The 26,353-nt window shown below is 61.3% G+C and carries 24 protein-coding genes; 21 read left to right on the top strand and 3 right to left on the bottom strand.

All coding sequences use genetic code 11. The annotated features are described in order from the left end of the window. Window positions 1-22: 22 nt before the first annotated feature. The gene (phnF, locus tag GVK95_RS00625) at window positions 23-745 is read right to left on the bottom strand and encodes a phosphonate metabolism transcriptional regulator PhnF (RefSeq protein ID WP_159945937.1); all 723 of its coding nucleotides are present in this window, start codon (window positions 743-745) and stop codon (window positions 23-25) included. A 110-nt stretch (window positions 746-855) separates the two neighbouring features. On the opposite strand from phnF, the gene phnG reads away from it, so the two are divergent. From phnG to phnN, 14 genes are all read left to right on the top strand, one after another. Next, on the top strand, window positions 856-1,326 hold the full coding sequence (phnG, locus tag GVK95_RS00620) for a phosphonate C-P lyase system protein PhnG (protein WP_159945936.1): 471 nt from the start codon (window positions 856-858) through the stop codon (window positions 1,324-1,326). Then, window positions 1,326-1,934 (top strand): phosphonate C-P lyase system protein PhnH, encoded by a 609-nt coding sequence (gene phnH, locus GVK95_RS00615; RefSeq protein WP_159945935.1) that lies wholly within the window; start codon window positions 1,326-1,328, stop codon window positions 1,932-1,934. Before phnG ends, phnH begins: the two co-directional genes overlap by 1 nt. A 3-nt stretch (window positions 1,935-1,937) precedes the next feature. Then, complete coding sequence (locus GVK95_RS00610) at window positions 1,938-3,044, top strand: carbon-phosphorus lyase complex subunit PhnI (protein ID WP_159945934.1); 1,107 nt, start codon at window positions 1,938-1,940, stop codon at window positions 3,042-3,044. Beyond that, window positions 3,041-3,922, top strand: coding sequence for an alpha-D-ribose 1-methylphosphonate 5-phosphate C-P-lyase PhnJ (locus GVK95_RS00605; RefSeq protein WP_159945933.1), 882 nt, complete (start codon window positions 3,041-3,043; stop codon window positions 3,920-3,922). Before GVK95_RS00610 ends, GVK95_RS00605 begins: the two co-directional genes overlap by 4 nt. Further along, entirely contained in the window at window positions 3,919-4,695 is a 777-nt protein-coding gene (gene phnK, locus GVK95_RS00600; RefSeq protein ID WP_159945932.1) for a phosphonate C-P lyase system protein PhnK, read from the top strand. The genes GVK95_RS00605 and phnK overlap by 4 nt, the downstream gene beginning before the upstream one ends. 12 nt (window positions 4,696-4,707) lie before the next feature. Further along, a complete protein-coding gene (phnL, locus tag GVK95_RS00595) occupies window positions 4,708-5,415 on the top strand; it encodes a phosphonate C-P lyase system protein PhnL (protein ID WP_159945931.1) in 708 nt (235 codons plus the stop codon). Beyond that, a complete protein-coding gene (locus tag GVK95_RS00590; protein WP_159945930.1) occupies window positions 5,412-6,026 on the top strand; it encodes a DapH/DapD/GlmU-related protein in 615 nt (204 codons plus the stop codon). Before phnL ends, GVK95_RS00590 begins: the two co-directional genes overlap by 4 nt. Before the next feature lie 122 nt (window positions 6,027-6,148). Continuing rightward, window positions 6,149-7,009, top strand: coding sequence for a phosphonate ABC transporter ATP-binding protein (phnC, locus tag GVK95_RS00585; protein WP_159945929.1), 861 nt, complete (start codon window positions 6,149-6,151; stop codon window positions 7,007-7,009). An 84-nt stretch (window positions 7,010-7,093) separates the two neighbouring features. Then, window positions 7,094-7,999 carry a phosphonate ABC transporter substrate-binding protein gene (gene phnD / locus GVK95_RS00580; protein WP_159945928.1) on the top strand — a complete coding sequence of 302 codons (906 nt, stop codon included), beginning with the start codon at window positions 7,094-7,096 and terminating at the stop codon, window positions 7,997-7,999. A gap of 98 nt (window positions 8,000-8,097) precedes the next feature. Next, entirely contained in the window at window positions 8,098-9,060 is a 963-nt protein-coding gene (gene phnE / locus GVK95_RS00575) for a phosphonate ABC transporter, permease protein PhnE (protein WP_159945927.1), read from the top strand. Between the two features lie 11 nt (window positions 9,061-9,071). Beyond that, window positions 9,072-10,583, top strand: a complete 1,512-nt coding sequence (gene phnE / locus GVK95_RS00570; protein ID WP_159945926.1) for a phosphonate ABC transporter, permease protein PhnE — start codon at window positions 9,072-9,074, stop codon at window positions 10,581-10,583. A gap of 45 nt (window positions 10,584-10,628) precedes the next feature. Then, window positions 10,629-11,318: a DUF1045 domain-containing protein gene (locus tag GVK95_RS00565; RefSeq protein WP_159945925.1), complete on the top strand. Its 690-nt coding sequence runs from the start codon at window positions 10,629-10,631 to the stop codon at window positions 11,316-11,318. Between the two features lie 19 nt (window positions 11,319-11,337). Continuing rightward, a complete protein-coding gene (locus GVK95_RS00560) occupies window positions 11,338-12,477 on the top strand; it encodes an alpha-D-ribose 1-methylphosphonate 5-triphosphate diphosphatase (protein ID WP_159945924.1) in 1,140 nt (379 codons plus the stop codon). Next, a complete protein-coding gene (phnN, locus tag GVK95_RS00555; protein WP_159945923.1) occupies window positions 12,477-13,106 on the top strand; it encodes a phosphonate metabolism protein/1,5-bisphosphokinase (PRPP-forming) PhnN in 630 nt (209 codons plus the stop codon). The genes GVK95_RS00560 and phnN overlap by 1 nt, the downstream gene beginning before the upstream one ends. Window positions 13,107-13,124: 18 nt before the next feature. On the opposite strand, the gene pcaD is transcribed toward phnN, so the two are convergent. Next, complete coding sequence (gene pcaD / locus GVK95_RS00550; protein ID WP_159945922.1) at window positions 13,125-13,916, bottom strand: 3-oxoadipate enol-lactonase; 792 nt, start codon at window positions 13,914-13,916, stop codon at window positions 13,125-13,127. 27 nt (window positions 13,917-13,943) lie between these two features. Continuing rightward, window positions 13,944-16,931 (bottom strand): DNA polymerase I, encoded by a 2,988-nt coding sequence (gene polA / locus GVK95_RS00545; RefSeq protein WP_159945921.1) that lies wholly within the window; start codon window positions 16,929-16,931, stop codon window positions 13,944-13,946. A gap of 437 nt (window positions 16,932-17,368) precedes the next feature. On the opposite strand from polA, the gene GVK95_RS00540 reads away from it, so the two are divergent. The 7 genes from GVK95_RS00540 to dnaJ all read left to right on the top strand — a co-directional run bounded on the left by GVK95_RS00540 (window position 17,369) and on the right by dnaJ (window position 26,332). Beyond that, a complete protein-coding gene (locus GVK95_RS00540; protein WP_159947410.1) occupies window positions 17,369-17,800 on the top strand; it encodes a MarR family transcriptional regulator in 432 nt (143 codons plus the stop codon). Window positions 17,801-17,905: 105 nt separating this feature from the next. Further along, window positions 17,906-19,294, top strand: a complete 1,389-nt coding sequence (locus tag GVK95_RS00535) for a dipeptidase (protein ID WP_159945920.1) — start codon at window positions 17,906-17,908, stop codon at window positions 19,292-19,294. A 326-nt stretch (window positions 19,295-19,620) separates the two neighbouring features. Next, window positions 19,621-20,079, top strand: a complete 459-nt coding sequence (locus GVK95_RS00530; protein WP_159945919.1) for a YbaK/EbsC family protein — start codon at window positions 19,621-19,623, stop codon at window positions 20,077-20,079. Between the two features lie 190 nt (window positions 20,080-20,269). Further along, complete coding sequence (locus tag GVK95_RS00525) at window positions 20,270-22,504, top strand: transglycosylase domain-containing protein (RefSeq protein ID WP_159945918.1); 2,235 nt, start codon at window positions 20,270-20,272, stop codon at window positions 22,502-22,504. A 294-nt stretch (window positions 22,505-22,798) separates the two neighbouring features. Next, on the top strand, window positions 22,799-24,712 hold the full coding sequence (gene dnaK / locus GVK95_RS00520; protein ID WP_159945917.1) for a molecular chaperone DnaK: 1,914 nt from the start codon (window positions 22,799-22,801) through the stop codon (window positions 24,710-24,712). Window positions 24,713-24,774: 62 nt separating this feature from the next. Further along, window positions 24,775-25,185, top strand: a complete 411-nt coding sequence (locus GVK95_RS00515) for a hypothetical protein (RefSeq protein WP_244618618.1) — start codon at window positions 24,775-24,777, stop codon at window positions 25,183-25,185. A gap of 4 nt (window positions 25,186-25,189) precedes the next feature. Next, window positions 25,190-26,332 (top strand): molecular chaperone DnaJ, encoded by a 1,143-nt coding sequence (dnaJ, locus tag GVK95_RS00510; RefSeq protein WP_159945915.1) that lies wholly within the window; start codon window positions 25,190-25,192, stop codon window positions 26,330-26,332. Window positions 26,333-26,353: the final 21 nt, after the last annotated feature.

The following is a 26,353-nucleotide window of genomic DNA, read 5'->3' as shown; positions in this document are numbered from 1 at the left end:
CCGCAAGGCGGCTTCTTGCGTTTCAGCTGCGGACGGTGAACTGGACCCGGTCGGCAGGGAAGCGGGTCACTGCATACTGGATCGGCACGCCGTCAAGATCGGTATTCACGGCACGCGTGACCAGGATGATGGCGCCCGGCGTCAGTTCCAGCATTGCTACATCATCCGGTTCGGCATGCACTGCCGAAATCTCCGTCACCTCGCGCAGATAATCACGTACACCGCAGGCGGCCAACGCCTGGGTGATTGAGCCGGTCCGGCGGAAGGCCTCGTCTATGCCTTCGAACCGGTCCGCCGGGAACCACATGGTCGAACAGGAGACGGCACGACCGTCGGCCTTGCGCACGCCGTCCAGACGCAGGAGTTCCGTACCTGTTTCAAGTTTGAGACGGGTGGCGATGTCGGCGGTGGCACTTTCACGACCGGCATTCAGCAGCAATCCCCTGATATCGCGCGCCTGATCACCGATGCCTTCGGTGAAGCGCGTGCGGCGACCGATGGGGAAATCGAACTTGTCGCGTCGCTCGATCATCGTGCCGCGCCCCTGCACTGCGCGGACCATGCCTTCCTGTGCCAAGGCCGACAGGGCGGCGCGAACGGTATGGCGGTTGACGCCGAATTCCTCGGCCAGTGCCGTTTCGGCCGGTACCATGCCGGTGGCGTCATAAGCACCACTGGCGATATTGGCGCGGATCCGGTCTGAAATCTGCCGCCACAGGGCCACGCCCTTCTGTCTCTGGATCACCGTTGGCCCACCGCTTGCCCCGTGCCTGTCATATGCTTGTCACGCCTTGCGTTTACTCATACATTAACTTGTATAGTTGTCTATATTACTAGACATTATGAGGAATTGCAATGGACGCCTTGAAACAAACGATGACCGACCAGCAATCCGGTCGAAAACATATTGTCGATCTGCTCGCACGCGCAACCAAAGCAGAGCTACAGACCGCTTTCGACACCCTTTCGCCAGCGCCGAGCTTTGCGCCGCTACGTGGTCCCGAGACGGGACTGGTGATGGTGCGTGGACGGATTGGCGGCGGAGGCGCTGCCTTCAATCTCGGCGAGGCGACCGTCAGCCGCGCCAGCATCCGGCTTTCCACCGGAGAAATCGGGCATGGCTATCGGCTCGGCACCGATCGGACTGCGGTGACGCTCGCCGCCGTAATCGACGCTGTTGCCCAGGACGACGAGCAAAGGCCGGCGCTGGAAGCGGGCCTGCTGGCCACGGTCGCAGCACGCATCGCCGAGGAAGAGAAGCGAACCGAGCAAGAAACGGCGGCCACGAAGGTCGATTTCTTCACCATGGTACGGGGAGAGGACTGATGGACAATAGAAATGAAAGCCTGATCGGTGGTTTCCCGGATGCCGTCTTCAACGCCCAGAGCGTTTTTCGGGTGCTGATGGACTGCATGGCGCGACCAGGGTTGCTGGGGGCCGTGCTTCCGCCCGTCGCACCTCCGGCACCGCTTGGTATCGCTGCAGGCGCCCTGCTGCTGACGCTTTGCGATCACGATACGCCCGTGTGGCTGACACCCGGGCTCAACAAATCGGCGCTGCCCGACTGGATCGGTTTCCATACCGGCGCGCCGCTGACCCGGGAAAAGATCGACGCCCGGTTCGCCTTTGCCGAAGCGAGGGCGATGCTTCCATCGCTGGCGCATTTTTCGCTTGGCAGCCAGGAATATCCGGACCGCTCGACCACCATCATTGTGGAGGTCGACGCATTCGAAGGCGGCAGGCCGCTGCAGCTTTCCGGGCCGGGCATCAGGGAAACGGTCCAGATCGCACCAATGGGGCTCCCCGACATGCTCCTGCGCCAATGGACAGACAATCGCGCGCTGTTTCCGCGCGGCGTCGATGTCGTGCTGACCGCCGGGCGACAGCTGATCGCCCTGCCCCGCACCTGCAAGATCACCGCCCTGGAGGCCTGAGCCATGTATGTAGCCGTCAAAGGTGGCGAAACCGCCATTGCCAATGCGCATCGCCTGCTGGCCGACAAACGTCGCGGCGACCGCACCCTGCCGAGCATTTCCATCGACCAGATCATCGAACAGCTTGGCCTGTCGGTCGACCGGGTGATGGCGGAGGCCTCGCTCTACGACCGTTCGCTGGCCGCACTCGCCTTGAAGCAGTCGCGCGGCGACATGATCGAGGCGATCTTCCTCCTGCGCGCCTATCGCACCACCCTGCCGCGCTTCGGCACATCGCTGCCGGTCGAGACGGGCGCGATGCGCGTCGAGCGGCGCGTGTCGGCCACTTACAAGGACCTGCCCGGCGGCCAGTTGCTCGGGCCGACCTTCGATTACACTCACCGGCTGCTCGACCCGTCGCTGCTGGAGGACGAAACCGTCGATGAGCCGATGATGCGCGAAGACGGCGGCGAGCATGTCATGCGCGTCTCCGACATTCTCGACGGCGAAGGCTTGATCGAGCCGGATGGCGAGATGCCGCAGGATCACATTGCCGGCGACATCACCCGCGAGCCGATGGAATTTCCGATGCCGCGCGATCTGCGGCTGCAGGCATTGGCGCGCGGCGACGAGGGCTTTCTCCTGGCACTCGGCTATTCGACCCAGCGCGGCTATGGCCGCACGCATCCTTTCGTCGGCGAAATCCGCATGGGACAGGTCGAGATCGAATTCGATGTCCCGGAACTCGGCTTCTGTGTGTCACTCGGTGAAATCCGCGTGACCGAGTGCCAGATGGTCAACCAGTTCAAGGGTTCGGCCAAGGCGCCGCCGCAGTTCACCCGCGGCTATGGCCTGGTGTTCGGCCAGAGCGAACGCAAGGCGATGTCGATGTCACTGGTCGACCGGGCGCTGCGCACCCAGGAATTCGGCGAGGATATCGTCGCCCCGGCACAGGATGAGGAATTCGTCATTTCCCATTGCGACAACGTGCAGGCGACCGGTTTCGTCGAGCATCTGAAGCTGCCGCACTATGTCGACTTCCAGGCCGAACTCGATCTCGTGCGCCGCATGCGGGCCAAGCATGAAGCTGCACGGCAGGAACAGAACGATATCAAGGAGGCTGCGGAATGAGCGATCTCGCCACCTATAACTTTGCCTATCTCGACGAACAGACCAAGCGGATGATCCGTCGGGCAATCCTGAAGGCGATCGCCATACCGGGTTACCAGGTACCGTTTGCTTCTCGCGAAATGCCGATGCCCTATGGCTGGGGCACCGGCGGCGTGCAGGTCACGGCCTCGATCATCGGGCCGGACGATGTGCTGAAAGTCATCGACCAGGGCGCCGACGACACGACCAATGCGGTCTCGATCCGTGCCTTCTTCCAGAAGGTCGCCGAAGTCGCCGTCACCACCCATACCGGCGAAGCGTCGATCATCCAGACCCGCCACCGCATTCCCGAAGAGACGCTTCGGGAAGGCCAGGTGCTGGTCTATCAGGTGCCGATCCCGGAACCCTTGCGCTTCCTCGAGCCGCGCGAGACCGAGACACGCAAGATGCATGCGCTTGAAGAATACGGGCTGATGCATGTGAAGCTCTACGAGGACATCGCCAAGCACGGCCGCATTGCCACGACCTATGCCTATCCGGTCAAGGTGCATGGCCGCTACGTGATGGATCCCTCGCCGACGCCGAAGTTCGACAATCCGAAGATGCACATGTCGGAAGCCTTGCAGCTGTTCGGCGCCGGCCGCGAGAAGCGGATCTATGCGGTGCCGCCCTATACCGAGGTCGTCAGTCTCGACTTCGAGGATCACCCCTTCGAGATCCAGACTTTCGACAAGCCCTGCGCGCTCTGCGGCGCCGAGCATGTCTATCTCGACGAAGTGGTGCTCGACGACAAGGGCGGGCGAATGTTCGTCTGCTCGGACACCGATCACTGCGAAACCCGCCAGGCCGAAGGCCATGTCGGCGCGATGCTGGCGACCAGCAAGGAGGCTGCGGAATGAGCGACCAACCGCTTCTCAAGGTTCGCAACCTGTCGAAATTCTATGGCAGCCGGATCGGTTGCAACACGGTGTCCTTCGATCTCTGGCCCGGCGAAGTGCTGGCGATCGTCGGCGAAAGCGGCTCGGGCAAGACCACCCTGCTGAACTGCCTTTCCACCCGGCTGATGCCCACCACCGGCAGCGTCGACTATCACATGCGCGACGGCCAGTACCGCGAGCTCTACCATATGAGCGAGGCCGAACGCCGGTTCCTGATGCGGACCGACTGGGGTTTCGTGCACCAGAACCCGGCCGACGGGTTGCGCATGACGGTATCGGCCGGCGCCAATGTCGGCGAAAGGCTGATGGCAATCGGCGACCGCCACTATGGCAATATCCGCCAGACGGCCAACGAATGGCTGGAGCGGGTGGAGATTTCCACCGACCGCATCGACGACCAGCCGCGCGCCTTTTCCGGCGGCATGCGCCAGCGGCTGCAGATCGCCCGCAATCTGGTGACCGGCCCGCGCCTTGTCTTCATGGACGAGCCGACAGGCGGTCTCGACGTCTCGGTGCAGGCGCGCCTGCTCGATCTGGTGCGCGGCCTGGTCAACGATCTCGGGCTTTCCGCCATTGTCGTCACCCATGACCTTGCCGTCGCCCGCCTGCTGTCGCACCGGATGATGGTGATGAAGGACGGCCATGTCATCGAACAGGGTCTGACCGACCGCGTGCTCGACGATCCCCGCGAACCCTATACCCAGCTGCTCGTATCCTCGATCCTGCAGGTCTGACGGAGAAAAACCATGGCAACGCCCCTCGTCGTTTCCGAAGTCTCGAAGAGCTTCACCATGCACCTGCGCGGCGGCCTCAAGCTGCCGGTTGTCGCCAATGTCTCGTTTGCGGTCGCGGCCGGCGAATGTGTCGTGCTGGGCGGCCCATCGGGCATCGGCAAAAGCTCGATCCTGAAGATGCTCTACGGCAACTATGCCGTGGATGCCGGGCAGATCCTGATCAACCACCAGGACAAAATGGTCGATATCGCCAGTGCCGATCCGCGCCAGGTGCTGGAAGTGCGGCGCGGCACGCTCGGTTATGTCAGCCAGTTCCTGCGCACGGTACCGCGGGTCTCGACACTGGATGTCGTGGCAGAACCGCTGGTCGCGCGCGGCATTTCGGCCGACGAAGCTCGGGCTCGTGCAAGCGAATTGCTGGCGAAGCTCAACCTGCCGCGCGATCTCTGGCAATTGCCGCCATCGACCTTTTCCGGCGGCGAGCAGCAGCGCGTGAATATCGCCCGCGGCTTCATCACCGACCATACGATCCTGTTGCTCGACGAACCTACGGCCTCGCTGGATGCGGCCAACCGCGCCGTGGTGGTCGAGATGATCCGCGCCAAGAAGACGCAAGGCGTCGCACTTCTCGGCATCTTCCACGACGCGGAAGTGCGCGAACTGGTGGCCGACCGCATTCTCGACGTCTCGCAATTTTCACCTCGGAAAGTGGCCGCATGAGCAAGCAACTCGGTCTCAAGCCCTTCCTCCACGAGACGGCGCGGGTGAGCAATTCAACGCTCGGCTGCTATACAGAAGTGTCTGAGCGCTGCCGGCTCGACGAAGTCGAGATGGGCGATTACTCCTACATCATGCATGATGGCGCCGTCTGGTGCGCGACCATCGGCAAGTTCGCCAACATTGCTGCGAGCGTGCGCATCAATGCGACCAATCATCCGACCTGGCGGGCAACGCTGCATCATTTCACCTACCGGGCAGCGGACTATTTCGAAGGTGCGGAAAACGACCACGATTTCTTCGAGTGGCGCCGCGAGAACCGCGTGACCATCGGCCACGATGTCTGGATCGGTCACGGGGCAACGGTTCTGCCCGGCGTCACGGTCGGCAACGGGGCGGTGATCGGTGCCGGCGCCGTCGTCTCCAAGGATGTCGCACCTTACACGATTGTCGGCGGCGTGCCGGCCAAGCTCATTCGCGAGCGGTTTCCCAAGGCGGTCGCGGACGGCATGGAGCGGCTGGCCTGGTGGGACTGGGAGCACGACCGGCTTTTTGCGGCACTGGAGGATTTCCGCAGCCTCGACGGCGATGCATTCGTTGAGAAATACTTGTGATTATTGCTAATAATCAAAGCCTTAGTTCATTTTACAAAACCGACATGAAACTGACATTGGGACTTCACGCAAAGGCACTAGATCGGAGCCCGTTCCGTAGACATGATGGCGAAGGACCCAAGATGCGTTTCAAGTTGGAAAACCTCAATCGCCAGTTCGGCAGCAACAAGGCTGTTGATTCCGTCACGCTCGATATTCCGGCAGGCCAGATGGTCGGCGTGATCGGACGTTCAGGCGCCGGCAAGTCGACGCTGCTGCGGATGATCAATCGGCTCGTCGATCCAACCTCCGGCAGCATTCGTTTCGGCGATACGGAAATCTCGACACTGCGTGGCGCTGCCCTGCGCGACTGGCAACGTGATTGCGCGATGATCTTCCAGCAGTTCAATCTCGTGCCGCGCCTCGACGTCCTGACCAATGTGCTGCTCGGCCGTCTCAACCATCGCTCCACGACGCTCAGCCTGCTCAACATCTTTTCCCGCGAAGAGCGCCTGATGGCGATTGCAGCGCTTGAGCGCCTTGGCATCGAACAGACCGCGCTTCAGGCCGCCGGCACGCTTTCAGGCGGCCAGCAGCAGCGCGTGGCGATCGCCCGTGCCCTGATGCAATCGCCGAAAATGGTTCTGGCAGACGAACCGATCGCCTCGCTCGATCCGCTCAATGCGAAGATTGTCATGGACGCGCTGAAGAACATCAATGAGCAGGACGGCATCACTGTTGTCACCAACCTGCATACGCTCGATACGGCGCGCAATTATTGCGAACGGATCATCGGCATGGCGCGCGGTCGTGTCGTATTCGACGGCACGCCGGGAGAACTGACCGCCGAAGCGGTGCAGGAAATCTATGGCGCGGACCAGCATGGTGCCGGCATCGACGAAACGATGACATCGACCAGCATTAACATTCCTGCCCATCAGAACAATGTTGCGGCGAAAATCCCATCAGCCGGCCTTCGCCCCTTGGCAGCAGCCGAGGCCTGAGCGCCCGCAAAGATCGCAAGCCCGCGTCAAGGGCGACCGGTTCCAGAACCACCTCACGCATTCCATCAAACAGGAGATGAACTCATGTTGAAGAAGACTTTGCTTGCCACGGCAGCTCTCGTGGCTCTCGCCGGCTCCGTGCATGCCGAAGACCTCAAGGAATTCCGCATCGGCATTCTCGGTGGCGAAAACGAAGCCGACCGCCTGCGCAACTACCAGTGCATGACCGACAAGCTGCCAGCCGTTCTCGGCGTCGAAAAGGTCTCGCTGTTTCCTGCCGCCGACTATGACGGCGTCATCCAGGGCCTGCTCGGCGGCACACTCGACTATGCCGAACTCGGTGCTTCCGGTTATGCCAAGATCTATCTCGCCAAGGCTGATGCCGTCGAGCCGATCCTGACCACCGTCCAGACCGACGGCTCGATGGGCTACTACTCGATCATGGTTGCCCGCAAGGACAGCGGCATGACCAAGGTCGAAGACATCAAGGGCAAGAAGCTCGGTTTCGCCGACCCGGATTCGACCTCGGGCTACCTGATCCCCACCGTCACCCTGCCGGAAGCCATCGGCGGCCCGGTCAAGGAATTCGTCGCTGAAACCGGCTTCGGCGGCGGCCATGAGAACCTGGTTCTCGAAGTGCTCAAGGGCACCTTTGATGCCGGCACGACCTTCGGCTCCGGCGTTGGCGATTTCAAGGACGGCTACACCTCCGGCAACCTGCGCAAGATGGTCGACAAGGGTATCCTGAACATGGATGACCTGGTCGAACTGTGGAAGTCGCCGCTGATCCCGAATGGCCCGGTCGTCGTTCGCACCTCGATGAACGAAGACATGAAGACGAAGTTCAAGCAGTTCATGATCGACCTGCCGAAGTCCGACCCGGCCTGCTTCTCGGCCGTGCAGGGTGGCGATTTCACCGGCTTCACCGAAGTCAATGTCGACTTCTACAAGCCGATCATTGATGCCCGCAAGGCGACCATCGGCGGCTGATACGCCACACCGACATAAACGCCGCCGGTCGACAATCTCGACCGGCGGTTTGCGTGTCAAAGAGACGATGGCCGGGCGGCTTTCGAGGGGATTGTTTCATGCGTCTAACCGCAACTCATCCGCGGCTCAGCGAGCGTGGTGCTCTGGTCGAGCAGCACTGGCAGGAACTTGCGTCGCGTCGGCGGATGTACACGCTTTTCGGCGTGGTGCTCCTGCTTGTCGCGGTCAGCGGATCGCTCTGGTTTGCCAACGAAACCAATTCCGGAAAATTCTTCGACCGCCTGCCCTATCTCTTCGATTTCGTCGAGGAACTGGTGCCGCGCGACGCCACCGAAATCTTGCGTGCCATGTTCGATCTTGCCTCGCCCTATGACGACGGCAGCCTGAAATACAACTATCCGGAAGGCCGTCTCTACATTACCGAGACGCTGTACATCCCGGAATACATCTACAAGATGGTCGAGACGATCAATATCGCGCTGTTTTCCACCGTGATCGGTGCGATCTTCGGCTTCTGCCTTTGCTTTCTTGCGGCGAAGAACATGATGCCGATCGCGTGGATCCGCTGGCCGGTGCGCCGCATGATGGAAATCCTGCGGGCCTTTCCCGAGGTGGTGATCGCCGGCTTCTTCCTTGCCATCCTGTCTCTCGGGCCGATCCCCGCGATTGCCGCCGTATCGCTGCATACGATCGGTGCGCTTGGAAAACTGTTCTTCGAGGTGGTCGAGAATGCCGACATGCGGGCCGACGAAGGTCTGCGCGCCGTCGGTGCCAACTGGTTCGAACGGGTCTGGTTCGGGATCACCCCGCAGGTCATGCCGAATTTCGTCAGTTATTTCCTGCTGCGTTTCGAAATTAACGTGCGCGCATCGACGATCATCGGCGCCGTCGGCGGCGGCGGCATCGGCGAATTGCTGCGCCTGTCGATCAGCCAGGGCCATGAGGCGAAGACGCTGGCGATCGTGCTGCTGCTGCTGATCACCATCATCGGCGTCGACCAGTTGTCCGCTAGCCTGCGGCGCAGGCTGGTCGGCGAGCAGGCCTTCCAGTCGGTTCAGTGAGGACAGATCCCATGTCGATGACCAATACCGCCGAACTGAACCGCCTTGCCGCACGCTATCCGCATGTGCTGGAGCGCTCGCTGTGGCAGCGTTTCCGCGTGCCGATCTCGGTTGGTCTGCTTGTTGTCTACCTGAGCTTCAGCTGGTGGTTCTTTGCCTTCGGCAAGACTATTTCCGAAGCCAACTGGGGCATTGCCGGCAATTACCTCGCCGACTGGGTGTCGTTCGAGATCCGGCCGGACTTCGAGATTGCCGCAGATGGGGCGATCAGCATCGTCTATTCCCGTTTCGACCCGATCGGCCCCAATCCCAATCCGGACTGGATCAACGCCCAGCGGAAAAACATGACACGCACGGTTGCCGCAGATGCGGCGACACAGTCTGCAGCCGCTCCCGCCGCAAAGGCGCCTTCGGCCTTCAGCTTCATGCCCAAGCCGGCGGATGGAGCCGCAGCAGCCATTGCGGCCCCGGCCACACCATCCACAGTGACCGAAGAGGTCATCACGCAGGCCACCGTGACGCTTGGCTCTGCGGCGCATGTCGAAATCACCCCGGACCGGGTCACCCTGGTGCGCCGTGGCGAAAGTATCGACCTGTCGCTTGACCATGCCGGCGATACCGTCACCCTCAATGGTGCCAAGCCCGACTGGGTCGACCAGCGCAGCGCCGGCGGCCGCGTGGTTGCCTATTTCGGCTTTGCCGGCTGGGTCGAGGTGAGCGCGGATCGGGTACGGATCCGCAAGCGCTTCCTCGGCTGGGAGAATTTCGTCTTCGATACCAATTCGCCGTTCTTCAACATGCCGATCAGCAAGCTGACCGACACGATCGTATCGGGCGACCGCATCGACCCAAAGATGAGCAACCTGGCGCTGGCCTGGAACAATTTCCTCTACAATGCCTCCTGGCAGCATCTGGATGTCTGGACCAAGCTTTTGCAGACGATTGTCATGGCTTTTGTCGGCACGCTGTTTGCCATGCTGGTCGCGTTTCCGCTGTCGTTCATCGCGGCGCGCAACATCACGCGCAACCGACCGGTCAATCAGGTGACCAAACGGCTGTTCGACTTTCTTCGCTCGGTCGACATGCTGATCTGGGCGCTGTTTTTCACCCGCGCCTTCGGTCCGGGACCGCTGGCCGGCATCTCGGCTATCTTCTTCACCGACACCGGCACGCTTGGCAAACTCTATTCGGAAGCGCTGGAAAACATCGACGACAAGCAGCGCGAAGGGGTGAAATCGGTCGGCGCGCCGGCGATCGCCGTGCAGCGCTACGGGGTAGTACCGCAGGTGCTGCCGGTGTTCGCCTCGCAGGCGCTGTATTTCTGGGAAAGCAATACGCGCTCGGCCACCATCATCGGTGCCGTGGGCGCCGGCGGCATCGGCCTGAAGCTGTGGGAAGCGATGCGAACCAATTCCGACTGGGAAAACGTTGCCTATATGGTGCTTTTGATCCTGCTCGTGGTCTTCGTGTTTGACGCAATCTCGAATAGCCTGCGATCGCGGCTGATGGGTACGAAGCACTGATTGCGCCGCAATCGCTGCAATATTTCGAAATTTCAGGACAGGTCCTTGCGATACGCCATCTATTTCACACCGCCCGCCGATGATCCGCTAACAGTGGCTGCGGCCACTTGGCTGAAGCGGGATGCCTTCAGCGGTAACAATACTGAACTCGGGGATCTCGAGGGCATCGATGAGGGCGAACATCATCGGATCACCGAGGATCCACGGCGTTATGGTTTTCATGCCACGCTGAAGGCACCATTCGAACTGGCCAAGGGGCAAAGTGAGGCCGACCTTCTCGCGGCGCTTCAAGCCTTCTGCGGCCGGGAGTTCAGCTTTGCCCTGCCGAGTGCTGTTGTCGGGCAATTGGGACCGTTCTTTGCCATCATCCCCGGCGCCACGCATGCGCCCCTGCAGGATTTCGCCGCCCGAGTGGTGGAAGAGTTCGAACCGTTTCGGGCACCGTTGTCAGATGCCGATATCGCAAGGCGCAATCCAGACAGGCTTGGCGCGACGCAACGGGAAAATCTGCTGCGCTGGGGCTATCCGCATGTCTTCGACGTCTTTCGCTTCCATATGACGCTGACCGGCCCGATTGCACCTGAGCGCAGCGCAACAGTCGCAGACGTTCTCGAACGACGGTTTGCGGATTTCATCCAGAAGCCGCTGGCGATCTCGGGGCTTGGTCTCTTCGTCGAGACCGAACGCGGCGCGCCCTTTACCATTCACTCCTGGCACCCGTTGATCGGGGCCTGACGCAACAGCAGGGACTTCCATGTCGATCGAATTTGCCATCAACAATGCCCGCATCGTGCTGGAGGACGAGGTTGTTTCCGGCTCGGTTCTCGTGCGTGACGGAAAGATTGCCGATATCTCGCAAGGCACGTCACGAGCCGGGGAGGATTTCGGAGGCGATTATCTGATCGCCGGTCTCGTCGAACTGCACACCGACCATCTCGAATCGCATTACTCACCGCGCCCGGGCGTACGCTGGAACAAGATGTCGGCGATCCAGGCGCATGATGCCCAGGTTGCCACCTCCGGCATCACCACGGTCTTCGACTGCCTGCGCATGGGCTCGGACGAAGACGGGGGCTTTGACAAGGGCGAGATGCGCGAGATGGCGGATGCAATCCAGGCCGCCGAGCGGGAAGACCGGTTGCGCGCCGAGCACCTGATCCACCTGCGCTGCGAAGTGGCGTCCGACAACGTGCTCGAACATTTTTCCGATTTTGCCACCGATCCGCATGTGCGGCTCGTCTCGCTGATGGACCATTCCCCAGGCCAACGTCAGTTCCAGACGATGGAACAGTATACGCTGTACTACAAAACCAAGCGTGGCCTTTCCGAGGAAGCCTTCGCCCGCTTCGTCGAGGGGCGCTTGCGCATGTCGGAACGCTATTCCTCGGTGCACCGCGACACTCTTGCGGCGATCTGTGCCGAGCGCGGGATCACGGTTGCCAGCCATGACGATGCGACGTTGGCGCATGTCGAGGAAGCGAAGGGTCACGGCGTGAAGCTGGCGGAATTCCCGACCAGCTTCGAGGCGGCCAAGGCCTCCCACACGGCGGGCATGAGCGTGCTTATGGGCGCGCCGAACGTCGTGCGCGGCAAGTCGCATTCGGGCAATATCGCCGCACGTGATCTGGCGGCGCACGGCGTGCTCGACGTTCTGTCTTCAGATTACGTGCCGCTCAGCCTCTTGCATGCACCCTTCGTGCTGGCTGACGAGATGGATGGCCTGTCCCTGCCGAAGGCGCTGGCCATGGTGACATCGACACCGGCGCGCACCGTCGGCCTTGACGATCGCGGCCGCATCGCTGCAGGTTTGCGGGCCGACCTCGTTCGCGTTCGCCACACGGAAGGTGTTCCGGTCGTACGCTCGGTCTGGCGCGAAGGACAAAGGGTTGCCTGATGGCAGAGCATGCAAGACAGACCGGGTCGACACAACCTTCAGGCACCTCGGTACCTTCAGGCACCCTGGTCGCCGTGGTCGGGCCGAGCGGGGCCGGCAAGGACAGCCTGATCCAGTTTGCGATGGCGCATTTTTCCGGGCGGCCTGAGGTTCATCTGGTTCAACGGGTGATCACCCGGGCTGCCGATGCCGGTGGCGAAGATCATGTTGCCGTATCGGCGGCCGGTTTCGAAGCACAGCAGGCAGCCGGCGACTTCGCCGTGCACTGGGATGCGCACGGATTGCGCTATGGCATTCCGGCGAACGTCCAGGACCAGTTGGCCCAAGGGCATCTGGTCCTTGCCAATGGCTCCCGTTCGGTGCTCGACCTTTTCCATCGAGCATTTCCGTCGCTGCTCGTGGTCAACGTGATCGCAAGACCGGAGGTCCTGGCCAAGCGGCTTGAGGCACGAGGTCGCGAAACTGTGGCAGATATTCAGGCAAGGCTGAAGCGTGGCGGATCGCTGTCCATTCCACCCCAATACAATTGCCTGACCATCGACAATAGCGGCCCCCTGGAAGAGGGTGGGCGCAAGCTGGTCGCGGCGCTGGAGGAACTGCTGGCGGCGCGGGCCGAGCAACAGTCCTGAGATCCAGATTCGGTACGACTACTTGCGCATGAAACCCTGCAGCAGTTCGGCCAGGGCTTCCGGCTGCTCGACACTCGGGATATGAGCGCAGTCCTCAATGACCTCAAAGCGGGCACCCGGGATCAGGCTGGCAGCAGCCTCGACCAGTTCCGGCGGCGTCGAGCCGTCCTGATCACCGACGATGAGCATTGTCGGGACCGTTATCGTCGGCAATACATCGGAAAAGTCGGTATCGCGCAAAGCTTCGCAAGTCGAAAGATAGCCGGCTGTTGATTGCCGCGTCATCATCAGTTTGTAACCTGCCAGTTCATCGGCGCGGTCTTCATGGAAAGCCGGGGTGAACCAGCGCTGCATGGCATTGTCGGCAGCACTTTCCAGACCGTTGGCACGGATGCCCTCGATGCGCTGCGCCCAGATGTCCGCTGTGCCGATTCTGGGTGCGGTGTCACATAGAACGAGCTTGCGGAAGAGATCTGGCCGCGCCTTCCATAGGCCCTGGCAGATCAGGCCACCGACCGACAGACCACAGAAGGTTGCCTTCTTGATTTCGAGCTCATCGCAGAGTGTCGCGAGATCCGAAACGAGATCATCCATACCAAAGGGCTTGTCGGCACCGCCGGAGAGGCCATGGCCGCGGCTGTCATAGAGCAGCACGGAAACATCTTCGCCGAGCTCGTCGAACAATGGCAGCCAGATGCGGAAATCGGTGCCCAGCCCGTTGGAAAAGACGATCAGGTTCTTGGCCTTGGCTTCGCCGATCAGCTCATAGTGGACGACATTGCCGTTGATTGTTTTAAAGGCCAAAGCCATGTTCTCCTGTGTGATCGGAACGGGCGCTCAGTGCGCTTCGTCCCAGTTGTGGGCTGCGCGGGCATCGACCTTCAGCGGCACCCGCATGGAGACTGCCGGCATGGCGGCATTCTCCATCGTATCGACGATGAGCGGCATGGCCTTATCGATCGCATCATCCTCGACTTCGAAGATCAGTTCGTCATGGACCTGCAGAAGCATGCGCGCGCGTTCGCCGAGACCGGCCTTGGCGAGCACCGGCTCGATCTGGATCATGGCGCGGCGAATGACGTCGGCCGCCGATCCCTGGATCGGGGCGTTGATCGCGGCACGTTCGTTGAAGGCGCGCATCGAGGGGTTGGACGAGCGGATTTCCGGATAATAGGCGCGGCGGCCAAAGATGGTTTCGACATAGCCGTTTTCGCGGGCGAAGGCCTTGGTGCTTTCCATATAGTCCTTGATGCCCGGGAAGCGCTCGAAATATTTCTTGATGTAGTCGCCAGCCTCGGAACGTTCGATCGACAGCTGGTTGGCGAGACCGAAGGCGGAAATGCCGTAGATGATGCCGAAGTTGATCGCCTTGGCGCGGCGGCGGACTTCCGAAGGCATGCCCTCGACCGGCACACCGAACATTTCCGATGCCGTCATCGCATGGATGTCGATGCCATCGGCAAAGGCCTGGCGCAGCTGCGGAATGTCGGCGACATGGGCAAGCACGCGCAGTTCGATCTGGCTGTAGTCGGCCGACAGCAGCTTGTGGCCGGGCGTCGAGATGAAGGCGGTGCGGATCTTGCGACCTTCGGCTGTGCGCACCGGAATATTCTGCAGGTTCGGCTCCGACGAGGACAGGCGTCCCGTCGTGGTCGAGGCCAGCGAGTAGCTGGTGTGCACGCGTTTGGTCTGCGGATGCACATAGCCCGGAAGCGCATCGGTATAGGTCGATTTCAGCTTGGTCAGCTGGCGCCAGTCGACGATCTTGCGCGGCAATGGAGCGCCTTCGGCCGCGAGATCCTCGAGCACCTGCGCAGACGTCGACCACTGTCCGGTCTTAGTCTTGGAACCACCGGGCAGGCCCATGCGGCCGAACAGGATGTCGCCGAGCTGCTTGGGCGAGCCGATGTTGAAACGCTCGCCGGCGAGCTCATAGACCTCGTCTTCGGTGGCGGCCGCCTTCTGGGCGAGTTCACCGGAGAGACGCGACAGGATCTGGCGATCGACCGTGATACCGCGCTCTTCCATGTCCGCCAGCACCGGCACGAGCGGCCGTTCGAGGCGCTCATAGATACGGGTCAGGCCTTCGGCGGCAAGGCGTGGTTTCAGCACCAGCCAGAGGCGCAGTGTCACGTCGGCATCTTCGGCGGCATAGGCCGTCGCCTTGTCGATATCGACATGATCGAAGGTGACCAGAGACTTGCCGGAGCCGGCGACCTCCTTGAAGGCGATCGGCGTGTGGCCGAGCCATTTTTCCGACAGGGTGTCCATGCCGTGATTGCCTCTTCCGGCATCCAGCACGTAGGACATCAGCATGGTGTCGTCGAACCCTTCGATGACGATGCCGTGGCGCTTCATCACCAGGTAGTCGTATTTCAGGTTCTGTGCCACCTTGAGAACAGCCGGATCCTCCAGCATGTCCTTCAGTGCCGCCAATGCGTCGGCCATCGGGATCTGGCCTTCGGTCAGCTTGACGCCATCGCTGAACAGATCGTCGCGGCCGGTCTTGTGGGCCAGCGGCACATAACAGGCGCGGATACTGGCAGAGCCCGGCGTGGTGCGATTGTCCTGGATTGCCAGCGACAGGCCGACCAGATCCGCCTGCATCGGATCAATCGAGGTGGTTTCGGTGTCAAAGGCGACGAGACCGGTTTCGCGGGCGTCCGTAACCCATTGGCGCAGCTGCGCCAGATCCCGGATTGTCACATAGGTGCTGCGATCGATCGGGAGCGATGCAAATGCATCGGCGCGGGCCTTGGCAAGTGTGGCCGGCCTTGAACCATCCGGCTCAGCGGCACCGGCAGATGCAGCCGGTGTTTCGGCGGAAGCAGAGGCAGGCTCCGAAGCGGCCGCAGGCTGGACATCAAGATCCGGGCCATGGGCTCGGCCATCCCGCTCGACCGGAACGTCGGCGACATCAATGACGCTGGCATCGGCGCCGGTTGCCTCGGCAACGCGTCGGGTGAGCGTGGTGAATTCCATCGCCTTGAGAAAGGCGATCAACCTGGGGCCGTCCTGCGGCTCCAGCGTCAGGTCTTCGAGCGCCATGTCGAGCGGCACGTCCGTGCGCAGCTCGACCAGCTGGCGGGAAATGCGGGCAAGATCGGCATTGGCGATGATGTTTTCACGGCGCTTCTGCTGCTTGATCTCGCCCGCACGGGCGAGCAGCGTTTCCAGATCGCCGAATTCCTCGAGCAGTTGGGCTGCCGTCTTCGGGCCGATGCCCGGAATGCCCGGAACATTGTCAGTGGAATCGCCCGTCATCGCCTGCAGGTCGATCATCTTTTCCGGCGGAACGCCCCATTTCTCGACGACGTCCGGAATACCGATCTGCTTGTCCTTCATCGCGTCGTACATATGCACGTTCGCGGTGACGAGCTGCATCAGGTCCTTGTCGGAGGAGATGATCGTGACATCGGCGCCAATGGCTTCGGCAGCACGGGCATAGGTCGCGATGATATCGTCGGCTTCGAAGCCTTCGGTCTCGATGCAGGGCAAGTTGAAGGCGCGCGTGGCATGACGGATAAGACCGAATTGCGGGATCAGGTCCTCCGGCGGTGCCGAGCGGTTCGCCTTGTACTGATCGTAAAGCGCATTGCGGAAGGTCTTCGAGGAATAGTCGAAGATGACCGCGAAATGGGTAGGCGTCACGCCGACATCGGTATTGCGCGCATCACGCAGCAGTTTCCACAGCATGTTGCAGAAGCCGGAGACCGCATTGACGGGCAGGCCGTCGGATTTGCGGTTCAGCGGCGGAATGGCGTGGAACGCCCGGAAGATGAATCCGGAGCCGTCAACGAGGAAGAGATGATCGCCTTTTTTCATGTCGGCATGGATAGCGCGAGGCGGCGAAAAGGTCCATTGCGGTTTGACTGCCCAAGCGCAAATTCACCGTGTGATTGTGCTACGCAGAGCCAACTGGATGAGGAGCGTCCAACGGCAAAGCGGCAATCACGAAAAGCTTACCGATTTGTAATAAGTGCTTCCCTTGAAAAACCACATTCGGCCGCTCATTTGATACTCATCGACGCCTGATCACGTCGTAGTCTGAATGAGGCTCGTCCCCCGCCGCTTCAGACTTGGACAAAGGCCTTATCCCCCTCTCCGGGCCTTTGTCCCTATATTCTGAAGCCGTCGTGGCATTCCCCCCGCCCGCCACGACGGCTTCATTTATTCAGAATACCTCATCCAAAAATGGTCAGCCCCGGGAATGGATCGCATGCGATATTCCCGTGAAGGCAAACAGCGACATGTTCAGTACCATGGCCCATGAACGCTCAGAATCGGCCACATCCCTTGCGACCCAGCTGGCGCGCGGTTTTACCCGAGCGTTGCAAAGCCGGGCGGCACGGCTTGGCTTTTCACCGGGCCAGTTTCCCATCCTGCTGGAACTCTGGGAGGAGGAAGGCCTAACTCAGCGACAACTGCTCGACCGGGTCGATGTCGAGCAGGCGACGATTGCCAATACGCTGGCCCGGATGGAACGTGACGGGCTGATCGAGCGGCGGGTGCACCCCAGGGATAAACGGGCGCAACAGATTTTTCTCACCGAGAAGGCAAGGGCGATGCGAGGAGATGCGATGGCGGCGGCGGAAGATGCCGAGCAGGCCGTCTTTGCCGGCTTCCGGCGCTTCGAGAAGGAATTGCTGAAGGAATACATACGCTGGGCGATCGCCAATGCGCGCAAGCTGTGAAGCAAGCCTTCAAGGCGCTTGAGAAAAAATCACCTGCCGGCAAGCTCGAAACTGCCAGCGCTTTGCTCTATCGTCCCGCCGATTTCAATTGCGCAGGATATTGCCATGACCGATCTTTCCCCTCTTCTCGCCAAGGCCGACGAGAGCTTGCCGCAGAGCCTCGAGCGCCTTTTCGAGCTCGTGCGCATCCCCTCGATCTCGACCGATCCGGCCTTCAAGGCAGATTGCCAGCGCGCCGCCGAATGGCTGGTCAAGGAGCTGAACGACCTCGGCTTCACCGCCTCCGTGCGCGACACGCCCGGCCATCCGATGGTCGTTGCCCATCATGCCGCGGCCAGCGAAGACGCGCCGCACGCGCTGTTCTACGGCCACTATGATGTGCAGCCGGTCGATCCGCTGAACCTCTGGGAAGACGACCCGTTTGCCCCGGCGATCAAGGAAAAAGACGGCCGCAAGGTGATCACCGGTCGCGGCACATCCGACGACAAGGGCCAGCTCTTGACCTTCGTCGAAGCCTGCCGCGCCTACAAGGCGGTGAACGGTAGCCTGCCCGTACGCATCACCGTCCTGTTCGAAGGCGAAGAAGAATCCGGCTCGACATCGCTGAAGCCTTTCCTCAGCGCCAATGAAGCCGAACTCAAAGCCGATTTCGCCCTGGTCTGCGACACCAGCATGTGGGACCGCGAGACACCGGCGATTGCCGCGGCCCTGCGCGGCCTTGTCGGCGAGGAAATCACCATTACCGCGGCCGACCGCGACCTGCATTCCGGCCTGTTCGGTGGCGCGGCGGCCAATCCGGTGCATATCCTGACGCGGATCCTTGCCGACCTGCATGACGAAACCGGCAAGGTGACCCTGCCCGGCTTCTACGAAGGCGTCGAGGAAACACCGTCGAACATCAAGGCATCCTGGGACAGCCTCGGCCGTACCGCCGAAAGCTTCCTTGGCGAGGTCGGCCTTTCCATTCCGTCCGGCGAAAAGGGACGCTCGGTGCTGGAACTGACCTGGGCGCGGCCGACGGCCGAGGTCAACGGCATCATCGGCGGCTATACCGGCGAAGGCTTCAAGACCGTGATCGCGGCCAAGGCCTCCGCCAAGGTGTCATTCCGCCTCGTCGGCGACCAGGACCCGGCAAAAATCCGCGACAGCTTCCGCGCCTATGTGACGTCGCGCATTCCTGCCGATTGCTCGGTCGAGTTTCACGAACATGGCGGCTCGCCTGCCATTCAGCTGTCCTACGATTCCCCGGTTCTGACCAAGGCGAAGAATGCGCTGTCGGACGAGTGGCCAAAGGCTGCGGTGGTCATCGGCATGGGCGGCTCGATCCCGATCGTCGGCGATTTCCAGAAGATGCTCGGCATGGATTCGCTGCTGGTCGGCTTTGGCCAGGTGGATGACCGCATCCATTCGCCGAACGAGAAATATGATCTGAATTCATTCCACAAGGGCATCCGCTCGTGGATCAGAATTCTCGACGCGCTTGCGAAAAACTGAACCCAGAAAAGCAAAAAGGCCGGTGAAAACCGGCCTTTCCTTTACGTTTCTACATCCCTGCCAGTACATCCGTGGTCAAAAACGGAAACGTGCCATGCGATATCCAGTGTCTGCCTGCATTCGGCAGGCTCGCACCCTGGAGCCGAGAATGGCCCTTGATGCTTAACACCGGGTTAATCCTGACGAGAACGCTTGAAGCGTTCTGCATGCCGGACTGGTCGCGTGGCTGACAAACAGATGGGATTTCAGTCGCCTGGTTTCAAGGCGCCGCGCTTGATCGCCATGGCGCCTTGCGCAGAATACCGGCCTCAGCGTAACCTTGGCACATGAGCCTTGAAACCGTCCGCAGCTTCTTCCTCACCCACGCCCCTGAGATTTCCGTTATCGTCACGGAAGCCAGCTCCGCGACCGTGCCGCTGGCCGCCGAAGCCCATGGCGTCGAGCCTGACCAGATCGCCAAGACGATCTGCCTGCGGATCGGCGAAGATGTCGTGCTGGTGGTGACCGCCGGAACGAAGCGGCTCGACAATCGCAAGTTCAAGGATCGGTTTGGCGTCAAGCCGCGCATGCTGGATGCCGATGGTGTCGTTAAGGCAACCAGCCATCCGGTCGGCGGCGTCTGCCCCTTCGGCCTGCCGTTACCGCTCAAGGTCTTTTGCGATCTCTCGCTGCAAGGTTTCGACGAAGTGGTCCCGGCCGCTGGCGCGACGAATGCCGCAGTTCGGATCTCACCGCAGCGGATAGCCGAACTGACCGGCGCCGAATGGGCGGATCTCTGCCAATAAATCAAACGGCAGACATTGGCAAAGCGTCCTGTTTACGGCCTCTTAACCACCCCTTAAATCGCCGCATTTAGTGTTCAGATCGGAAGCAGGCTGCCCATCGGCGAACGAAGCCTGTCCTCGACATCAACCTGACGCAGGCGCGGCACCAATGCCGCGGCGTCCGAGACTTATCCGGAGCAGATCGCCCTCGATGGTGACCAGAGGCAAATCCCGCGACCGTGTCGAACCGACTTTCGAGGATGATCGAGAGGAGGAGGATTTTCGCCTTGACGCCAACGATCGGCTCGGTGGGCGAAATGGACAGGCGAAGAAGGGAGCCAAAGGCTCAAAATCCCAGGCAAAAGCGAAGACGAAACCATCCGCGCGTGGCCGCAAGGCGAAGCCCGCGCCCGCAAGCGGATTTGGCATCGGCAAGCTGATCTACTGGTGCTTCGTTCTGTCGATCTGGGGCGGGATCGCCGTTGGTGGTCTCGTCTTCTATTACGGAATGCAGATGCCGAGTGCGAGCAGCTGGTCTATTCCCGAACGCCCGCCGAACATGAAGATCGTTTCGGTAGAGGGAACCGTGATCGCCAATCGCGGCGCGACCGGCGGTGAGGCGCTGCCGCTCGAGGAGATGTCGCCGTATATTCCGCAAGCCGTGATGGCGATCGAGGATCGGCGTTTCTATTCGCATTTCGGCGTCGATCCGCTCGGCCTAGCGCGCGCCGTGGTCAACAACCTGACCGGAAGCGGCAGTCTGCAGGGTGGCTCGACACTGACCCAGCAGCTGGCCAAGAACCTGTTCCTGTCGCCGGAGCGCACCATCGAGCGCAAGGTGCAGGAGGTTCTCCTGTCCTTCTGGCTTGAGCAGAAATTCACCAAGGACCAGATCCTGGCGATGTATCTGAACCGGGTCTATTTCGGTTCGAACGCCTATGGGGTCGAGGCTGCGGCACGGCGCTATTTCAACAAGTCGGCCCGCGATGTGAATCTTGGCGAGGCAGCACTTCTCGCCGGATTGCTGAAGGCACCGTCCAGGCTTTCGCCTGCCCGCGATCCTGAAGCGGCAGAGGCCCGGGCCCAGGTCGTGCTCGGGGCAATGCGCGAGGAAGGCTATGTCACCGATGACGAGATCAAGACCGCAATGTCGCAATCGCCGACCCGGGCGAAGCGCTACTGGAGCGGTGCCGGTCAGTATGTCGCCGACATGGTCAAGGACGAGGTCACCGGCCTGATTGGCACGGTGACCGAGGATCTGGTGGTTGAGACGACCATCGACATGACGCTGGAGAAAAAGGCGGAAGCGGCACTCACCGAGAGGCTGGCAGCCGATGGCGCCAAGCTCAACGCCTCGCAGGCAGCGCTGGTTTCCATCGACGGTACAGGCGCGATCCGGGCGCTGGTCGGCGGGCGCGACTATGCCGAAAGCCAGTTTAACCGGGCGGTCAAGGCCAAGCGCCAGCCGGGCTCGGCGTTCAAGCCGTTCGTCTACGCGGCGGCCATGGAAATCGGCCTCAGGCCGGATTCGATCCGCAACGACGCACCGATCCGGATCGGCGCGTGGACGCCGGAGAACTACGACCAGAAATTTCGCGGTCCCGTGACGCTGACCCAGGCGATGGAGGATTCGCTGAACACGATTGCGGCGCAGATGGTGATGGAGGTCGGTCCCGACCAGGTGATCAAGCTTGCGCACAGGATGGGGATCGATTCGGACCTGCAGAACAATGCCTCCATCGCGCTCGGCACTTCGGAAGTCTCGCTGCTCGAACTGACCGCAGCCTATGCACCGTTCATGAACGGCGGCTACAAGGCGACACCGCATGTGATCCGCAGAATCCTGAAGACCGACGGCACGGTGATCTACGAGAACAATTATCTTGAGCCGCCGCGCGTCCTCAGTGACGGTGTCGTGTCGTCGATGAACAAGATGATGATGGGCGTGATCAACAACGGCACCGGCCGCAAGGCCCGCTTGAAGGGCTGGGAGGCGGCCGGCAAGAGCGGCACGACGCAATCGTTCCGCGATGCACTGTTTGTCGGCTATACCAGCAACCTGACCACCGGCGTCTGGTTCGGCAATGACGACGGCCAGTCGATGAAGAAAGTCACCGGCGGCGGTCTTCCGGCGGTGGCCTGGCATGACTTCATGACTGCCGCCCATCAGGGACTTTCTCCAGCGCCTTTGCCCGGCGGCGACTATTACGAGCCGGCACCGCAGCCAGAGGACATGACGATCGGCACGATCATTTCGGACGTGTTCACGGGTGGCGGCGAAGAGCGTTATCCCGCGCAGCCAGAGGCTCCGCTTCCGCCGCAAGGCGCCGAACCCGGGATGGCCGGCACCACCGGCCCGATCCCGCCGGGCGACGTCGGACCGGCGCCATCTGCAGGTGGCGAACGGCGGCGAACCACCCTGCTCGACCTCATTCTGGGGCAATGATCTACTGCAAAGAAGCGGAGTTCTTGGCCGGCATGCCAGACGCAAGCCTGCCCCTCTAGGAAATCTGCTTGGCAAAGCGGGATCGGCATCCCATTTCTGGTGGAGAAAACCGCCGCCAATCTGTTCTATTTACTGGATTACAGCGGAAATCCAGCCTTGCAGTCCGAAAAACTGCTTCTTATATACGCGACATAACCGCAGCGTGGCTGCGAACATCACAGACCGTCCACGTCGAGGGGCTGTCAGGGAATGCCTGATTGGGGTTCCGACAGCCTGCTTCAAGGAGAGAATGAAATGGCTAAAGTAATCGGTATCGACCTTGGAACGACCAACTCCTGCGTCTCCGTCATGGACGGCAAGGACGCGAAGGTCATCGAGAATTCCGAAGGCGCACGCACTACACCGTCGATGGTGGCATTTTCCGACGATGGCGAACGCCTTGTCGGCCAGCCGGCCAAGCGTCAGGCGGTCACCAACCCGACCAACACCCTCTTCGCCGTCAAGCGCCTGATCGGCCGCCGCTACGAAGATCCGACCGTCGAGAAGGACAAGGGTCTGGTCCCTTTCCATATCGTCAAGGGTGACAATGGCGACGCCTGGGTCGAAGCCCAGGGCAAGGGCTATTCGCCTTCGCAGATCTCCGCCATGATCCTGCAGAAGATGAAGGAAACGGCGGAAGCCTATCTCGGCGAAAAGGTCGAAAAGGCTGTCATCACCGTTCCGGCCTACTTCAACGACGCCCAGCGTCAGGCGACCAAGGATGCCGGCCGTATCGCTGGCCTTGAAGTCCTGCGCATCATCAACGAGCCGACCGCTGCTGCCCTTGCCTATGGCATGGACAAGCGCGAAGGCAAGACGATCGCCGTTTACGACCTTGGTGGCGGTACCTTCGATATATCGGTTCTGGAAATCGGCGATGGCGTCTTCGAAGTGAAGTCGACCAACGGCGATACCTTCCTCGGCGGTGAAGACTTCGACATGCGTCTGGTCGAGTATCTCGCAGGCGAGTTCAAGAAGGACCAGGGCATCGACCTGAAGGGCGACAAGCTGGCTCTGCAGCGCTTGAAGGAAGCCGCTGAAAAGGCCAAGATCGAGCTGTCCTCGTCGCAGCAGACCGAAATCAACCTGCCGTTCATCACGGCGGATGCGACCGGTCCGAAGCACCTGACGATGAAGCTGACCCGCGCCAAGTTTGAAAACCTGGTCGACGACCTGATCCAGCGCACCGTTGCCCCGTGCAAGGCAGCGCTCAAGGATGCAGGCCTGACGGCAGCCGAGATCGAGGAAGTCGTTCTCGTCGGCGGCATGAGCCGCATGCCGAAGGTTCAGGAAATCGTCAAGCAGCTGTTCGGCAAGGAGCCGCACAAGGGCGTCAACCCGGATGAAGTGGTCGCCATGGGCGCCGCGATCCAGGCCGGCGTTCTGCAGGGCGACGTCAAGGACGTTCTGCTGCTCGACGTGACCCCGCTGTCGCTCGGCATCGAAACCCTCGGTGGCGTCTTCACCCGTCTGATCGACCGCAACACGACGATCCCGACCAAGAAGAGCCAAACCTTCTCGACCGCCGAAGACAGCCAGTCGGCCGTGACCATCCGCGTCAGCCAGGGCGAGCGCGAAATGGCCCAGGACAACAAGCTGCTTGGTCAGTTCGACCTTGTCGGCCTGCCGCCGGCACCGCGTGGCGTTCCGCAGATCGAAGTGACCTTCGACATCGATGCCAACGGCATCGTGCAGGTTTCGGCCAAGGACAAGGGCACCGGCAAGGAACAGCAGATCCGTATCCAGGCATCTGGAGGTCTGTCCGACGCCGACATCGAAAAGATGGTCAAGGACGCCGAAGCGAATGCCGATGCCGACAAGCAGCGCCGTGCCGTCGTCGAAGCCAAGAACAGCGCCGAAAGCCTGATCCACTCGACCGAAAAGTCGGTCAGCGAATTTGGCGACAAGGTTTCCGAGACCGATCGCAAGGCGATCGAGGATGCGATTGTAGCCCTGAAGGGCTCTCTCGAAGTCTCCGAACCGTCGGCAGACGACATCCAGGCCAAGACGCAGACCCTCATGGAAGTCTCCATGAAGCTCGGCCAGGCCATCTATGAAGCCCAGCAGGCTGAAGGTGGTGCAGACAATGCGCAGAATGGCCAGGATAGCGATATCGTTGATGCCGATTATGAGGAAGTGAAGGACGAAGACACGAAGAAGTCCGCCTAATGCGGGCCTCGACGCGGCGTTTGTCTCCAACGTGGCTGGCCTTCGGGCCAGCCGCATTTTCTTTGATCGTCGCGACGGGTGCCGTCCAGGCACAGGACAAGGCTCAGCTCAGTGCCGTTCACCGCCAGGTGAGTACCGCTGAATCGACCATTGCCAAGGCCATCACTGCAGGCGACAGCAACAGCCTGTTTCGCATCGGCAACGAACTCGGACGGATCATCGAAGCAGCCCTGGAGAAACGCGAAAGCGGGGGCGAGGTTTCGGCCTGCGACATGGCGGCTCATTCCCTGGCCTTCGCCGCAGTCTCGGCATCCGACGGGCTTGCCAGCAAGGGCGAACCGCGCAAGGCCCTGCTGGACGACGCCGTTTCCGCTTCATCCGATTTCCGGAAAGACATGCTGACCTGCGACAAGCAGGCAGGCAAGAAAACTGGCAGCCACACCAGCGTGGAGAAAGCTTTGAGAGCTCTGTAATATCATGGCAAAAGCAGATTTCTACGAAACCCTAGGGGTTGGCCGAACCGCAGACGAGAAGGAGCTGAAAAGCGCCTTCCGCAAGCTTGCGATGGTCTACCATCCCGACAAGAATCCCGACGACAAGGACGCCGAACGCAAGTTCAAGGAGATCAACGAGGCCTATGAGACCTTGAAGGATCCGCAGAAGCGCGCGGCCTATGATCGATTCGGCCATGCCGCGTTCGAAAATGGCGGTGGTGGCGGTGGTGGCGGTGGCTTCGCCGGCGGCGGCGGTTTCTCGGATATTTTCGAGGACATCTTCGGCGAGATGATGGGTGGCGCCCGCGGTGGACGCGCCCGGTCCACCAATGGACGCGAGCGCGGCGCAGACCTGCGCTACAACATGGAAATCTCGCTGGAAGAGGCCTTTACCGGCAAGACCGCGCAGATCCGGGTTCCAACCTCGATCACCTGCGAAGTCTGCACCGGCAGCGGCGCCAAGCCCGGCACCAAGCCGACCACCTGTGCGACCTGTCAGGGTTCCGGCCGTATTCGTGCAGCCCAGGGCTTCTTCTCGATCGAGCGGACCTGCCCGACCTGTCATGGACGGGGTCAGACCATTTCGGACCCATGTGGCAAGTGCAATGGCCAGGGCCGCGTGACCGAAGAGCGTTCGCTGTCGGTCAACATTCCGTCGGGCATCGAGGATGGCACGCGCATTCGTCTGCAAGGCGAAGGGGAAGCCGGTCTCAGGGGCGGTCCGTCAGGCGACCTCTACATATTCCTGTCGGTCAGGCCGCATGAATTCTTCCAGCGCGACGGGGCCGATCTCTATTGCTCGGTGCCGATCTCGATGACGACGGCAGCGCTTGGCGGCACTTTCGACGTCGCGACGCTGGACGGGACAAAGTCGCGGGTGACCGTGCCGGAGGGCACGCAGCCGGGCAAGCAGTTCCGTCTCAAGGGCAAGGGCATGCCTGTGCTGCGGTCAACGCAGACGGGTGATCTCTATATCCAGATCCAGATCGAGACGCCGCAAAAGCTCTCAAAGCGCCAGCGGGAGCTGCTGCAGGAATTCGAACAGCTGTCGTCGAAGGAAAACAATCCGGAATCGACGGGTTTCTTTTCCCGGATGAAGGATTTCTTCGACACGCTCAGTGACTGATTCTGAGCTTGTCACAGTATG

The sequence above is a fragment of the Rhizobium sp. 18065 genome (assembly GCF_902706095.1).
Classification (GTDB): Bacteria; Pseudomonadota; Alphaproteobacteria; order Rhizobiales; family Rhizobiaceae; genus Allorhizobium.
This window is presented reverse-complemented; position numbering and strand designations above follow the sequence as displayed.

What these genes read in the sequence shown, in the direction of transcription:
- GVK95_RS00605 (WP_159945933.1), top strand. Translation starts at nt 3,041, where the DNA reads ATGAGCGATCTCGCCACCTATAACTTTGCCTATCTCGACGAACAGACC.
- phnD (WP_159945928.1), top strand. Translation starts at nt 7,094, where the DNA reads ATGTTGAAGAAGACTTTGCTTGCCACGGCAGCTCTCGTGGCTCTCGCC.
- phnL (WP_159945931.1), top strand. Translation starts at nt 4,708, where the DNA reads ATGGCAACGCCCCTCGTCGTTTCCGAAGTCTCGAAGAGCTTCACCATG.
- phnH (WP_159945935.1), top strand. Translation starts at nt 1,326, where the DNA reads ATGGACAATAGAAATGAAAGCCTGATCGGTGGTTTCCCGGATGCCGTC.
- GVK95_RS00540 (WP_159947410.1), top strand. Translation starts at nt 17,369, where the DNA reads ATGGCCCATGAACGCTCAGAATCGGCCACATCCCTTGCGACCCAGCTG.
- phnC (WP_159945929.1), top strand. Translation starts at nt 6,149, where the DNA reads ATGCGTTTCAAGTTGGAAAACCTCAATCGCCAGTTCGGCAGCAACAAG.
- polA (WP_159945921.1), bottom strand. Translation starts at nt 16,931, where the DNA reads ATGAAAAAAGGCGATCATCTCTTCCTCGTTGACGGCTCCGGATTCATC.
- phnK (WP_159945932.1), top strand. Translation starts at nt 3,919, where the DNA reads ATGAGCGACCAACCGCTTCTCAAGGTTCGCAACCTGTCGAAATTCTAT.
- GVK95_RS00535 (WP_159945920.1), top strand. Translation starts at nt 17,906, where the DNA reads ATGACCGATCTTTCCCCTCTTCTCGCCAAGGCCGACGAGAGCTTGCCG.
- phnG (WP_159945936.1), top strand. Translation starts at nt 856, where the DNA reads ATGGACGCCTTGAAACAAACGATGACCGACCAGCAATCCGGTCGAAAA.
- GVK95_RS00530 (WP_159945919.1), top strand. Translation starts at nt 19,621, where the DNA reads ATGAGCCTTGAAACCGTCCGCAGCTTCTTCCTCACCCACGCCCCTGAG.
- phnE (WP_159945926.1), top strand. Translation starts at nt 9,072, where the DNA reads ATGTCGATGACCAATACCGCCGAACTGAACCGCCTTGCCGCACGCTAT.
- GVK95_RS00525 (WP_159945918.1), top strand. Translation starts at nt 20,270, where the DNA reads ATGGTGACCAGAGGCAAATCCCGCGACCGTGTCGAACCGACTTTCGAG.
- dnaJ (WP_159945915.1), top strand. Translation starts at nt 25,190, where the DNA reads ATGGCAAAAGCAGATTTCTACGAAACCCTAGGGGTTGGCCGAACCGCA.
- GVK95_RS00590 (WP_159945930.1), top strand. Translation starts at nt 5,412, where the DNA reads ATGAGCAAGCAACTCGGTCTCAAGCCCTTCCTCCACGAGACGGCGCGG.
- phnN (WP_159945923.1), top strand. Translation starts at nt 12,477, where the DNA reads ATGGCAGAGCATGCAAGACAGACCGGGTCGACACAACCTTCAGGCACC.
- GVK95_RS00610 (WP_159945934.1), top strand. Translation starts at nt 1,938, where the DNA reads ATGTATGTAGCCGTCAAAGGTGGCGAAACCGCCATTGCCAATGCGCAT.
- dnaK (WP_159945917.1), top strand. Translation starts at nt 22,799, where the DNA reads ATGGCTAAAGTAATCGGTATCGACCTTGGAACGACCAACTCCTGCGTC.
- GVK95_RS00560 (WP_159945924.1), top strand. Translation starts at nt 11,338, where the DNA reads ATGTCGATCGAATTTGCCATCAACAATGCCCGCATCGTGCTGGAGGAC.
- pcaD (WP_159945922.1), bottom strand. Translation starts at nt 13,916, where the DNA reads ATGGCTTTGGCCTTTAAAACAATCAACGGCAATGTCGTCCACTATGAG.
- phnE (WP_159945927.1), top strand. Translation starts at nt 8,098, where the DNA reads ATGCGTCTAACCGCAACTCATCCGCGGCTCAGCGAGCGTGGTGCTCTG.